The sequence below is a fragment of the Bradyrhizobium sp. CCBAU 45321 genome (genome assembly GCF_028128975.1).
Taxonomy (GTDB): Bacteria; Pseudomonadota; Alphaproteobacteria; order Rhizobiales; family Xanthobacteraceae; genus Bradyrhizobium; species Bradyrhizobium yuanmingense.
In genome coordinates this window covers 25,219-37,113 of sequence record NZ_LFKZ01000107.1, presented here as the reverse complement: position 1 = coordinate 37,113, position 11,895 = coordinate 25,219, and the positions used below count along the sequence as shown (strand labels likewise).

General features: G+C 61.4%; 11 protein-coding genes and 1 pseudogene. 7 read left to right on the top strand and 5 right to left on the bottom strand.

Annotated features, from left to right (window positions below; genetic code table 11):
* Both ACM43_RS12605 and ACM43_RS12600 read right to left on the bottom strand, forming a co-directional pair.
* The coding region (locus ACM43_RS12605; protein WP_271540356.1) for a hypothetical protein at positions 1 to 1,472 on the bottom strand (1,472 nt) is incomplete at its 3' end.
* A complete protein-coding gene (locus ACM43_RS12600) occupies positions 1,469 to 1,822 on the bottom strand; it encodes a hypothetical protein (protein WP_271540354.1) in 354 nt (117 codons plus the stop codon). The genes ACM43_RS12600 and ACM43_RS12605, both read right to left, overlap by 4 nt.
* 324 nt (positions 1,823 to 2,146) lie before the next feature.
* Between ACM43_RS12600 and ACM43_RS38920 the strand changes: the two genes are divergently transcribed.
* Both ACM43_RS38920 and ACM43_RS12595 read left to right on the top strand, forming a co-directional pair.
* On the top strand, positions 2,147 to 2,644 hold the full coding sequence (locus ACM43_RS38920) for a papain-like cysteine protease family protein (protein WP_081493083.1): 498 nt from the start codon (positions 2,147 to 2,149) through the stop codon (positions 2,642 to 2,644).
* Positions 2,645 to 2,911: 267 nt separating this feature from the next.
* Entirely contained in the window at positions 2,912 to 3,556 is a 645-nt protein-coding gene (locus ACM43_RS12595; RefSeq protein WP_050996266.1) for a ParB/Srx family N-terminal domain-containing protein, read from the top strand.
* A gap of 39 nt (positions 3,557 to 3,595) precedes the next feature.
* On the opposite strand, the gene ACM43_RS12590 is transcribed toward ACM43_RS12595, so the two are convergent.
* Together ACM43_RS12590 and ACM43_RS12585 are read right to left on the bottom strand one after the other, a co-directional pair.
* The gene (locus tag ACM43_RS12590; RefSeq protein ID WP_157786060.1) at positions 3,596 to 4,687 is read right to left on the bottom strand and encodes a hypothetical protein; all 1,092 of its coding nucleotides are present in this window, start codon (positions 4,685 to 4,687) and stop codon (positions 3,596 to 3,598) included.
* A gap of 791 nt (positions 4,688 to 5,478) precedes the next feature.
* Complete coding sequence (locus ACM43_RS12585; RefSeq protein WP_271540349.1) at positions 5,479 to 7,281, bottom strand: ABC transporter ATP-binding protein; 1,803 nt, start codon at positions 7,279 to 7,281, stop codon at positions 5,479 to 5,481.
* Between the two features lie 543 nt (positions 7,282 to 7,824).
* Between ACM43_RS12585 and ACM43_RS12580 the strand changes: the two genes are divergently transcribed.
* The 5 genes from ACM43_RS12580 (at position 7,825) to ACM43_RS12560 (ending at position 11,268) form a co-directional block, all read left to right on the top strand.
* Positions 7,825 to 7,947, top strand: coding sequence for a hypothetical protein (locus tag ACM43_RS12580; protein ID WP_257187504.1), 123 nt, complete (start codon positions 7,825 to 7,827; stop codon positions 7,945 to 7,947).
* 268 nt (positions 7,948 to 8,215) lie between these two features.
* Complete coding sequence (locus ACM43_RS12575) at positions 8,216 to 8,341, top strand: hypothetical protein (protein ID WP_259245253.1); 126 nt, start codon at positions 8,216 to 8,218, stop codon at positions 8,339 to 8,341.
* On the top strand, positions 8,335 to 9,438 hold the full coding sequence (locus ACM43_RS12570) for a phosphoribosyltransferase domain-containing protein (protein WP_036031477.1): 1,104 nt from the start codon (positions 8,335 to 8,337) through the stop codon (positions 9,436 to 9,438). The genes ACM43_RS12575 and ACM43_RS12570 overlap by 7 nt, the downstream gene beginning before the upstream one ends.
* On the top strand, positions 9,435 to 10,184 hold the full coding sequence (locus ACM43_RS12565; RefSeq protein ID WP_028344164.1) for a hypothetical protein: 750 nt from the start codon (positions 9,435 to 9,437) through the stop codon (positions 10,182 to 10,184). Before ACM43_RS12570 ends, ACM43_RS12565 begins: the two co-directional genes overlap by 4 nt.
* Positions 10,174 to 11,268: a cysteine protease StiP domain-containing protein gene (locus ACM43_RS12560; RefSeq protein WP_074448338.1), complete on the top strand. Its 1,095-nt coding sequence runs from the start codon at positions 10,174 to 10,176 to the stop codon at positions 11,266 to 11,268. Before ACM43_RS12565 ends, ACM43_RS12560 begins: the two co-directional genes overlap by 11 nt.
* 20 nt (positions 11,269 to 11,288) lie before the next feature.
* Here ACM43_RS12560 and ACM43_RS12555 read toward each other — a convergent pair.
* Positions 11,289 to 11,810: pseudogene (locus ACM43_RS12555) on the bottom strand (transposase); the annotation flags it as partial.
* Between the last annotated feature and the right edge of the window lie 85 nt (positions 11,811 to 11,895).

Sequence of the window (11,895 nt, the reverse complement as noted above, 5' to 3'; positions counted from 1 at the left end):
CGCCCAGCGACGTCTGGAGGCGGTGGATTCAACTCTCCAAGCGAGGAGAGTTCGGTGCTGTCTTGCGGCGGCGTCGGCGAACCCGAGCGGCCTGCATGTGGCGATGCCCCGACGGACGGTGGCGCCTCGAGATCACTGGGGGCCGTACTGGCGCCACTGCCACGACCAGCGCGTTCGGCTTGCCAGGCGAGCTCGCGGGCATGCGTTCCCGTAGCAAACACTGGTCCAATCTTTGGATGATGCAGCTCCTGCGGGACGACCTGAGAGAGTTCTCCAACCAGTTGCCGACCAACGGCGCGTTGTGTCACCCGGTCGATTGCGTCAACGACAGTGAGCCTTGACGGCGGTTCTTCCTCGGCCGAGGTCTCCTCGGCTCGACGACCACGCCAAATTGTCACGGGCCTGTCGGGCTCGGCAAGACGAGCAGATGCGCAAGTAACGGCAACGTCGAGGGCCTCGGCCACAGCGGAGATGGCTGGCCAGCGGAGATCGAAGCCCCCGGCTTGGCCACGACCATTCAATTCTCCCTGTATTGCCTGTTGTATTAAGGAGTTGACGCCGTATTGCGCGCAACTGGCTGCTGCTCCCCGCAGGTTCAGCAGGGCATCGTGCGAAACAAGCTGGAAGGCATAAGCCACGAAGTTTGCGACCTCACGGGTGTAGCAGTAAGCTGTGTTGGCGTTGGATTGAACCACCGCTTTGTAGGCATCGACCTTGCTATGCGATGAGCTTCCAAGGTGCCCAAAAGCATTCACGCCCGTGTGCGCAGCGAAGCCGAAGGTCATAACGGCTGCCGCCAGACTGGGCAACAGACGTGTCAGCTGGCTTGCGGGCACGTCGGGAGTTCCCGCCGTCGCGAGGGCCGCTGATGGCGCCGACCGCTCTCCCTGAAATCCTCTGCGATAAGCCTCCCAATTACCGGTCGCCCACCATGTGTGCACGCCCGCTCTTGCACCCGCGATCAATCCCATCGCCATGTTGACCGCAGCATGTGCTGCCATCGCCGTATCGCTGACCTGTTGTGGCTGTTCCGGGCGACCGGAAAGCACCTGCACCGTCCCCTGTACGAGGCGACCCGCAAAGGTCTCGAACGCCCCCAGCGCTCCATTCGCGGCCAGCGTGGCCGTCCAACGCCACCATCGGGCGCGGCCAGCAGGGAAAGCACCTTGCTCCGTCCCTGCGTCCGCATCAGGTCGCGGCGATACGCTGTCGTCAAGCAGAGGCTCGGCGTACCCAGCAGCATCCTCTTCGGCGAGTGAGTTTCCAGAGTGCAATGTCCCCGTTCTGGCAAGTTCATAGGCCATCGAAAGTTGTTCGGATGCGCTTTCGTGCGCCGCTCGCTGGTTATCTGTCAGCGTGGGCGGCCCGCTGGTGCTGTCTCGATCCCGAACCCGCACAGCCGTTGGGTCACCTGCGCGCTGAGTCTCAGCCGGCGCTGCGCTATCCGCCACATGTGAAATGCCTGTGATCATGTCGCGCTCCGGCCGTCTCGCCAAGCTTTAGCCTGCAGTGCCAAGGCATCCAGCAACGGCGCAAAGGTCGGGGGAGCGATCTGGGCAAACTCGAACTTCTGACCCAAGATAAGGTGTTGACTTAACGGATTGACGAGGAACAGCGGCGCACCAAGCAGGAAGTTCTCGAGGTTTCGGGACAATGCAAGTCCAACCAAGTCATGCTCGGCTGCCGTCGAAAGCAGGCCTGCGTCGAGCAGCACAGCGGCGAGATCATGCCGGTCTCCACAGGGATGAATGAATGTGCAGACGATGTCGTGCACAATCAGCGTTCGTTCCCGAGCGAAGTGACCAACATCGTCCAGCTTCATTGTACTGGAGTAGTGGCTGAGCCACTGAGAGAAAGCACATGCCACAACGACTCTCCATGGCAGTTATTCTCACTTTAACCGTTGCATATTTCAGGTGTGTGACTGCGTCGCCATTCGGCTCGCCGTCGCTTCGGCGATCACCGAGCGTTGGCACGAGTGCGCTCTGCCGAGCCAAATAGGATAAAGTGCGGGCGCCGAGGTCCCGACCTCCGCCTGCTGTGCCTCGGACCGGAAGCAAAGATGTTGTCGGCGGACTTGATAGTTGCGATTAACCGTTCGGCATGCAATTTGCGTTGCTCGGCATAGATCGCCATCAATTAGGAGATGAAGGTGCAAGACATACGATTGAATGTTCCGCTTGTGGGCCAACAATGTGGCTACGATGGCCAACCGATCATGCGACCAGACTACTGCGGAAATATGCGGGCGCACGGGGAAAACGCTTGTTGGTATGCCTCCGCTTGTATGGTGTCGTACTTCTTTCGCCAGGGGCCTCGGCTGGGTCTGCCTTCCGTGTGGAGGCCCGACGTAGGCCTCAACGGTTACCAGTTTGACTGGTTGGCGCGCAGCGAAGGATTAGACAGGCTCGTAGAGCCAGTTGACGGATTCACGCGCGATTTTATCGCTGAGACGTTGGAAACACGAGGGCCGATCTGGGCTGCGCTGCATCTGCCGTCAGGGGAGCCGCATGTAATCGTGTTAACTGGTCTGGAAGCGAACACATTATACTACAATGATCCTTGGGAGCCAGAGCCCAAGCTAATCGACTTCCCTGTTTTTCAGTTTAACGGGTTTTTCGTCAAGAATCCCGATCTGCTGTGAATACCCCGCCGGGCCTAATCTTGGCGTCGATTGCGCGTACCCATCAGAAAGTGCCCAGCAATCAAAGCCTTCGGCTAGCCGTTTTGGCCGGAAAGCCTATCGCGAACCCAACTGGCCGTGCGAGGAGGAAATTCTAAGGTACTTTGAGGCCTGCCTCGTTGGGCGGGATCGCGGGACCGCGCACCATCGGCATATCTCGCTGCGACGGTTTCGGGCTTTGATTGTGGCTTAGAACGCCGGGAAACGGCCAAAAAACCCGGGCATTGAATGGACGCTTTGATCGACAAGACCGCCGTGGAATTGTGGCCGATCGGGCGCCTGCGGCCCTATGAGCGGAATTCGCGGCGACACTCGCCCGAGCAAATTCAGCAAATCGTCGCGTCAATCCGGCAATGGGGCTGGACGATGCCAATCCTGGCGGCGGATGACGGGATGGTTCTAGCCGGTCACGGTCGACTGGCGGCGGGCAAGCTCCTCGGCATCGCCGAGGTGCCGGTCATCGTCGCGCGCGGCTGGAGCGATCAGCAGAAGCGCGCCTATGTCATCGCGGACAATCGGCTGACCGACGCCTCCGATTGGGATGACGAGATGCTGCGGCTCGAATTGAACGACCTCCTCGAAGGCGGCTTTGAACTATCGCTAACCGGCATTACCGAGAGCGAGTTGTCGCGGCTGTCCGTCGGCGTCGGCGAGTTGGAAGCGATGCCGGAATTGCCGGATGGCGACCGGTCCCCATACCGCGACATGACGTTCATACTGTACGGCGATCAATGGGAGACGGTCGATCGGGCGATCAAGCTTGCGATCCAGCCGCGTAAGCCGGGCGATGCAAATCCGAACCGGTCGCCGCAAGGCAATGCACTCGCGCGCATCTGCGAGACATACTTGGCGCGCCACATCAGCGATGGCTAAGCATATCCGCGTCGCGCCAATCGCGAAGCGTGCACCACTTTAACATCGCGGACAGACCCTTTTAAAAGTTCTCCGAACCGCCGGACCAGGATTCGCCATGGTCTTGGTGACTGTTGCTGCTGCTTGGCCAGCTTGCTGGCCCGCCTTCTTTCCTGCAATGCCCCCAACAACGCCGCCCGTTACAGCAGCGGCCCCTTGCGCGGCGGCACCGCCTACCGCTTCCCGCGGGATTTCTTGCAGCGTTGTGGCGGCGTCTAAAGCATTTCCCACGGTTGGCTTCTTGATTAACGCATTAATCGCCGCGATACCTTCCTCGGCGCGAGTTTTGGCGCCGTCGAATGCGGCTTGTTCCGCCTTATAGAGTTCGATCATGCCGGGAAGCTCTGGCAGTGACACTTTCTGAACAGCGCCCCCCTTGTACAACTTAGCGGCAAACAGACAGTCCCAATACATAGTGTCGCGAGGTGGATCGCTCGCGTCATTGTCAGCGCGCTCCCAAATCCACTGGAAACGCGGCCTTACGTCCTTCGGGTCCTCTGTGCGACACTTGTCGAGAATCAAGCCGACCATCTCAGGGCTTGGTCCGTACGCCACGAAATTGATGAAGGCGTTTTTTGGTTCGACCGCAGCAACTTTCCTTACCGCGTCCTGAGTCGTCGGGCTCGCGATTGCCGTGTACTTCTGCAAGAGATAAGCATCCACTGCAATATTGTGACGAGAGAAACCAGGATCGTTCACGATCGCATTTAGTCGTCCAATGATTCCAGCCGTGTCGGCAGAAACGCGCGCCAGCACCATAATTCGCGAACGGAGATCCTCAAGTTTTGTGCTGAGATTTTCCATTTCGGCTAGCTGCTTCTCTACTAAGATCTTGCTTGGCTCGTATTTGATGAGCTGACCGCCGGGCAGGTTCTTAATCGCATTCTCCACGCCATTGAGTGCATTGCGGGTTTCGTGAATGATCTTCGTGGGTGAAGGCAGAACAATGGGCAATGGAGGGAGGGGAGCTTCGTCACAGACCGGGTTCGCAACATTGAGGACAACAGCGAGCCGGTCAATAGCGTAAAGTATTGGCAAGAACGAACGGCAGCAAGCTCCACTTAAGAAACCAGACCCGGTGGTCCTCAGCATAGGGTCCACTTCACTACGTCTGTAATTTCATCGGACTGAAATGAGACGGTGAACGGTATCGCGTACCGCTCACCGGCTCGCCAAAATGTTTGCGCTTAGTTATTGAGCTCCGGGCAGCCTGGGACGTTCCAATCACCGGGGTGACAGTGGGGCGGCATCACGTCGTGACCTCCCGAAGTCGCACATGCTTCGTCAATTCGTTCACGCCATAGGCTGATACATCGCTTTCCATGCTTTCTCCTTTCGCACTCTTGCCGGTCAGCAACTGCTGCTGCCGAGAACGCAGGAGACGCAAGCCTCGGGCCAACCGCGCGCAGCATTTGCAGCTTGACAGGGCACGTGCAGCGGGCCGCTCGACCATCACGTTGCGAACACGACCAATCGAACAGTCGGGAACACGACATGCGCGAAGAAGGCAGCGAGCGTCACAGGGATGCGGATCGGGCGAAACCGCTGCACCATGGTTAGTTTCGCGCCTCAATGCACCAAGGAGTTCCTTTGAAGCTCATCCTGTGGCACAGTCGCGACGATCAGAGCCGTCCGCTGCTCGGACCGTCGCGAAGCGGCCGCGAGACCGAGGACTTTCTCCGTGGCTCTCACCTTGATATCCCAGCGGAGCCGTCGAGGCGTTGCGCCGATAGTGGATGCAGGATCCGCCACGCACGTTGATGACCGCGGACGTGGGAGCTCATACCGCGGACTCACGAGCCCGTCGCCGCGCCTCACAAAACCGTTGAGATCCCTCGCAAAAACGAGTGAATCACGCCTCATCCGACCCTTTCGCATCGGCCTCAAAGCAGCTCCTTAGCCACGCTCCAGCGCTGCCGCTCGAAAAGACGGCGGTAGATGCCGCTGTTTAGATGAATTAGCGCGGCGTGGTCGCCCTCCTCGATGATACGGCCGCGATCGAAGACGAGTAGCCGATCGAGCGCGCGCACCGTCGAGAGCCGGTGCGCGATGATCAGCGTGGTGCGCCCGACCATTAGCCGCTCCATCGCGTTCTGGATCAGCACTTCCGACTCCGTATCAAGGCTCGAGGTTGCCTCGTCCAGAATTAGAATCGGCGCGTCCGCAAGGAAGGCGCGCGCGATCGCCACCCGCTGGCGCTCGCCACCGGAAAGCTTTATGCCGCGCTCACCGACCAGCGTACCATAACCCTTCGGCAGGCGCGCGATGAATTCATGCGCGCTGGCGAGTTGTGCTGCCTCCTCAATCTCGGCCTGGCTGGCGCCGGGCTGGCCGTAAGCTATGTTCTCGGCTAGCGTTCGGTGGAACAAGAGGCATTCCTGCTGCACAACCGCAATCTGAGAGCGCAGCGAAGCCTGCGTCACCTTCGAAATGTCTTGCTCATCGATCTGGATCCGACCGCCGTTCACGTCGTAAAGCCGCTGGATGAGCTTCACAAATGTGGTCTTGCCGGAGCCGGAGGGGCCGACCAGACCGACCCGTTCGCCGGCCTTTATCGACACTGAGAAGTCCCTGAAGAGCGGCAATCCATCATTTCCATAGTGGAAATGGACTTTCTTAAAATCGATGCGACCCTTCATGATCCGGATCTGCTTAGCCTCGGGACAATCAGCAATGTCGAGCGGCTGGCTCTGGATATAGACCAGCTCCTCCATATCATTCACTGAGCGCTGCACGTTGCGGACGTGCATGCCCACGTCGCGCAGGTAGCCCTGCAGCACAAAGAAAGAGGTAAGCACCAGGGCGATATCGCCCGCGGTTGCCTGGCCGCGTGAGCACAGAAGCAAGGCATAGCAGATCACCGCCGCCCGGAGCGCGAGCAGAGTTACGCCTTGCATCGTGCCGCTGATCGCTCCACGCACCCAGCTCCGACGCATCCGACGTCGCCACTTCGCGATGACCTTTGCGAGGCGCTCGTTTTCCCGTTGTTCGGCTGCGAAGCCTTTGACCACCGGGTTGCAACTGATCGCGTCGGCGAGCGCGCCGCCAAGCCTGCTATCCCAGCTGTTCGCAAGGCTCGCCGACGGCGCGATATATCTGAGTGATAACGTGATCGTCAATCCGACATAGGCGAGAGAGCCGCAGGCAATGATAAGGCCCATCATCGGCCAGTGCCAACCGAGCAGCACGGCCGAACCGATGAGCATGATGAGCGAGGGGAACAACGCGATGAGGATCGTGCTGTTCAATAGGTCGAGCGCGCCCATGCCGCGCGTGATCTGGCGTACCGTCGAGCCGGTGAAACCGTTGGCATGCCAATCGGTCGAAAAGCGCTGGACCCGATCAAATGCGTCGCTCGAGATGCCGCACAACATCTTCAGCGTCAGATCGATGATGCAGGTGAAGGCAACGTGACGCATAACAATGGCTCCGAGTGCGAGCCCAACCAGCATGTAGAACGCGGCAAGCGCGGCATGCCATGCGACGGCCTCCGTTGCAGCTCCGTTCGCAACTGCGTCGACCAGCCGGCCCGTATAGAGCGGCGTCAGCACGTCAGCCAATGTGCAGGCGAACATCGCGATCATGATAATTGCGACCCGGGCCGGCTGCCAGCTCCAGTGGCTGCCAGTGAAGGCGAGAACGTCGCGAAAAGCATCGACGCGCGGGCCAATATGGAAACGGCTCATGGTCTATACAATCGCATCCATGCGATCGATCCCAGGAAAGCTGAAATGGAAACTCCGCGCAAAGACGCGACCATATGTTGGTTCCTTCTTCGCATCGATTGCGAAATCGCTATCGGGTCGACCAGCTCCGCCGATCGTCCGTTGCTCCACCCGTGTCACTTGGCGTACCAACCTCCAACCGGCGCTGGATGAAAGTTCCGTGGAAGCCATCGTAAACCGACGCCAGCACGGCAACGCCGGTCTTGACTTCCACCTTCGAAAACATCTCAGACATAGGCGTATGCCTAGGACCAGGCCTAGCTCCTCCGGCTAACGCGGGTGTCCAGTGAAAACGGGGTGAAGTTCAGCGTGTTGGTTGGCGAACCATCGGTGACGCGAGAAACTATCAAAGCTACGGTTACCGTCAAGTTCTTCGAAGGGCTCGACTACTACCAGACTTGACAGTAACCCCAGACAACCGTGACAGCTAATCTCGCGAGACTGATTAGCAGTCGGCGCACTGATTAGCAGTCGGCGCGAAGCATGTCGGAGGAGCCTTCAATCATGCTGACCGCCGCCGAAATTGCCGACGCCAAAAAGCGCGTCAGGTATCAACATGCAAACGTTCTCCACGAAAACGACGACAGCGTCAGGATTGCTTATCAATGGCTAGACGCGCGCAAATAATAACCAAGAGGAAGCTGCGCCTAGCGTGCCCTTTGAAGGAGATCATCGAAATTTGGGGCGGCAGGTACGTCGCATCGTTCGATGTAGAAGTTGCGGCTAAAATGCACCCTCGAATCCGAGGGACATACCCTCAATTCAATATCCGCTCTCGCTTTACCCTTCATTCCGATCGTCGTCTTGCAAACATCACCGAGGCGAGAACGCAAGATCCTGCAATCGCCGTTGTGGGGATCGCGAGCTGTCGCTCAAGCACTGTGGAGCGTACTTGATGCTCAGCTTCCTCGATTCGTTTGGCATTGAGCCGCAGATGGCGCACGAAGCGCGGCTGCTTGGCCGCGCAGACGTGGTCCGCCAAGCCCGCGACATGATCGCTCGCGTCACCTGCGAATGTTGACTGCCGCCGACAAGACCCAGTCGATCCAGTTGGCTACGGGCCGGCTCGATATCGCCGTGTACAAGGCGGCCTGGCCGCTGGACAGCCTTTGCGCGTTTGCGGCGCGCGAAAATCCGCGGCGGGGGTTCCTGGTCGTATCCCGCGTTCTAGGGCGCTATTTGCCCGCCACGCCGCAGATGATGCGGCAGAGCGCCCGCGATCTCGCGGCGCGGCTTCCTGACGATCTGCCGGGGCCGGTGCTCGTCGTCGGCCTGGCCGAGACCGCCGTGTGCCTTGCCCAGACGGTGCACGAGGAATTTCGCCTCGCAACGGGCCGGGTCGACATCCACTTCCTGCATTCGACGCGACAGCAACTGGATCATCCGTTGCTGTGCCGCTTCGAAGAACCGCACAGCCACGCCTCCGCGCATCTGATCTACAGGCCGGCGCTTCCGGAGCCGCGATCACTGGTATTGGTCGACGACGAGATCTCGACAGGAACGACCCTTTGCAACCTCGCCCAGGCGCTCGCCACTGCTTGGCCGCGGATCGAAGCGATGGCGGTAGCGACGCTGACCGACTGGTCGGCCGGCAAGGCGTGGCAAGCACGCATGCCGCGTCCCACGTGCATCGCGGCGCTGCTGCGCGGACGCATGGAGTGGACGCAGGAGACGACGACGGTGCTCAACAGCGCGTTCGACACCGCTGCCGCTTCACTCGGGCGCATGGCGACGCATCGCAATTTCGGTCGGCTGGGACTCGACCGGCCCGTCGTGCCCGAACCCGATACCGCTGTGCCCGAGATCCTCGGCCCACTGCGGATCATCGGAACCGGCGAGTTCACCTATCCCCCCTTCCTGCTGGCGGAACGCCTCGCAGAAGAAGGGCATGATGTCGTCGTGCAGGCGACCGGCCGAAGCCCCGCACTCCCCGGTGCCGCGATGGCGACCAAGCTCCGCTTTGCCGACAATTATGGAACGGGCGTGCCCAATTACCTCTACAATGCCGACCGGGCCGATGGACGCGCGAACTGGATCGCGCATGAGACCGGCGCGGCGACAATCGACCCCGGGCTGATTGCCGCTCTCCGTGCCGAACTGATCGGCTGGACGGCATGACGCGTGCCATCGCCCTGGTCGATCTGGACGACACGCTGTTCCAGACGCTGCGCAAATGCCCGCCCGATTTGCCGGCCGACCGGTTGACGCCGCTGGGCTTCGCGCGCGACGGATCGCCGCTGAGCTATGCGACCCCGCGGCAGATGCAGTTCCTGGAATGGCTGGCCGATACGACGCATCTCGTCCCCGTCACCGCCCGCAGCCTGGACGCATTGCGGCGGGCGCGCATTCCATTCCGCGCAGCGGTGTGCGCGCATGGCGGCGTCGTGCTGGATGACAGCGGTCAGGTCGACATGGACTGGGCTGCGACGATCGCCGACCGCGCCGCGCCCTTCGCGTCGCAGCTTGCTGGCCTGGCGGAGGCGATCAGGCGCAGGGCGCGCGACCGCGGCATCGCGGTCAACGCCCGTGTGCTGGTCGAGGACGCGCTGCCGCTCTACACCGTGGCCAAGCATGAAGATGCGGATGCCGCGGCACTTTTTGCGGTGGTCGACGCTGCCGTGCCGTCCTTGCCCAAGGGCTGGACGGACCACCGCAACGGCAACAACGTGGCGCTGACGCCACCCTATCTGGGCAAGGCCCATGCGGTGGCATATATCCTACCCGGCCTCCGCGCACGCTTCCCTGATGCGCCGGTAATCGGCATCGGCGACAGCCGCACCGATGCGCCCTTCATGGGCCTTTGCGATTTCGCCATGATGCCCACCCGTTCGCAGCTGGCCGGCGGCATGTTCCATGCGGACTGAGGTCGCGCCCCCGTTCTCGGGCAGCTACGACCCGGCCGACGTCACCTTCCTGCTCAAGCCAGTGGTAATGGCCCCGACTTCCGTCGCCGAAAAGGAAGCGGCGATCCAGTCCGGCCGCCACCACTATTCGGAGATGATCGCGCCGGAGAGGGTGCCGGACGACAGCTATCTATCCCTCTATCACGCCGCGCTTGCGCGGAACGGTGCCCGCCTGGCGCAGGATGTCGCCACCCTCGCTGCGCAGCTCGCCGCACGCAGGCCGGGGCGCGAGCTGGTAATCGTCTCGCTGGCGCGTGCGGGGACGCCGATCGGCGTCTTGCTCGCGCGGACCTTGCGGGCGCACGGACATCGCGCAGCCCATTATTCAATCAGCATTATCCGCGATCGGGGTGTCGACCGCGTGGCGCTCGCGCATATCGCCGGCCGGCACGATCCGCGCGACGCGGTGTTTGTCGATGGCTGGACCGGCAAGGGGGCGATTGCCGGCGAACTTCGCGCGGCCCTGGCCAATGCGCCATTCGGCTTCACACCGGACTTAGCCGTGATCGCTGACCCTGCAGGACAGGCAGACATCGCCGCGACGGCGGATGATTATCTGATCGCCTCGGGCTTGCTGAACGGCATCGTTTCGGGCCTGGTCAGTCGCTCGATCCTCAACGCCGCGTCGGTGGGGCCGGGCGATTTCCACGCCTGTGTCACCTACCCGCAATATGCCGGTGCTGATCTCTCACGTGCCTTCGTGGACACGATCGCGCCGTTGGCCGCTGCGGCGATACCGCAACCGGTAGACGGGCACGGCGCCGGCCGAGCGGCGCTGAAACAGGAATGCGAGGCGATGATGCGGCAGTTGCTGGCGGAAAGCGGAACGCGTGACCGCAACCGGATCAAGCCCGGCATAGCCGAAGCGACGCGCGCCCTGCTGCGGCGGGTGCCGGAACGGCTGCTGGTTCGCGATTTCGAGGACGCCGATGTGGGGCACTTGCTCCATCTCGCCGCCGCGCATGCCATTCCGGTCGATACGCTGGGCGGGGAATCGCAGTATCGCGCGGTCGCAATTATCCGTAGCCTGGGCGACGACGCATGAGCCGGGTTTCCGTCCTCGCCCTTGGCGCCTTCACAGATGCCGAGGATCTTCCGGAACCCCTCAGCATTGACCGCCGAGGCCACCAGCAGCGACACGTTGCGACCCTCACCAGCCCCAGCTGCGCTTCATCACGATGCCGTAGAGGTAGAGATACGGATGCTCGCCTTCGATCCTGCGATTCCGCCACGCCTCGATCTTGGCATAGATCTTCTTGTTTAGATTCGACACTGTGCTCGGGCTGACCGGGGTGCCCCACCGCGCCTCCGTGATGTCTTCGACCCGCCGAACCGAAATCCCGGCCAGATACATCTCGATCAGCGCCTCCTCGACCGAGCTCTCCCGCCTTCGGTAGCGCTCGATAATCGCCGTCTCGAAACCTTCAGATTGAAGTCGCCCGCCTTCGTGTGCAGCGTTCGCTCGTAGCTGCCTGCCCGCGTGTCCTGCTGGGCCGGGCTGCGCTCATACCGCCCAGCTCCGCACAGCTGGTCCGCTTCGGCCTCCAGCATCGCGTTCAGTGTCTCTTCCACCGTCCCGCGGACCATCTCCCCCAGGTGATCTCGAATCCGGTTACGCTCGTCATTTTCTTGGAGCGCAACGCCTCCTCGGCTACGTAGGCTCGATGCGCTG

Excerpts from the sequence above, each read along its gene's own strand:
- ACM43_RS12560 (WP_074448338.1), top strand. The coding sequence starts at position 10,174 with ATGCGGACTGAGGTCGCGCCCCCGTTCTCGGGCAGCTACGACCCGGCC.
- ACM43_RS12585 (WP_271540349.1), bottom strand. The coding sequence starts at position 7,281 with ATGAGCCGTTTCCATATTGGCCCGCGCGTCGATGCTTTTCGCGACGTT.
- ACM43_RS12590 (WP_157786060.1), bottom strand. The coding sequence starts at position 4,687 with ATGCTGAGGACCACCGGGTCTGGTTTCTTAAGTGGAGCTTGCTGCCGT.
- ACM43_RS12565 (WP_028344164.1), top strand. The coding sequence starts at position 9,435 with ATGACGCGTGCCATCGCCCTGGTCGATCTGGACGACACGCTGTTCCAG.
- ACM43_RS38920 (WP_081493083.1), top strand. The coding sequence starts at position 2,147 with ATGAAGGTGCAAGACATACGATTGAATGTTCCGCTTGTGGGCCAACAA.
- ACM43_RS12575 (WP_259245253.1), top strand. The coding sequence starts at position 8,216 with ATGCTCAGCTTCCTCGATTCGTTTGGCATTGAGCCGCAGATGGCGCAC.
- ACM43_RS12570 (WP_036031477.1), top strand. The coding sequence starts at position 8,335 with ATGTTGACTGCCGCCGACAAGACCCAGTCGATCCAGTTGGCTACGGGC.
- ACM43_RS12600 (WP_271540354.1), bottom strand. The coding sequence starts at position 1,822 with ATGAAGCTGGACGATGTTGGTCACTTCGCTCGGGAACGAACGCTGATT.
- ACM43_RS12580 (WP_257187504.1), top strand. The coding sequence starts at position 7,825 with ATGCTGACCGCCGCCGAAATTGCCGACGCCAAAAAGCGCGTCAGGTAT.
- ACM43_RS12595 (WP_050996266.1), top strand. The coding sequence starts at position 2,912 with ATGGACGCTTTGATCGACAAGACCGCCGTGGAATTGTGGCCGATCGGG.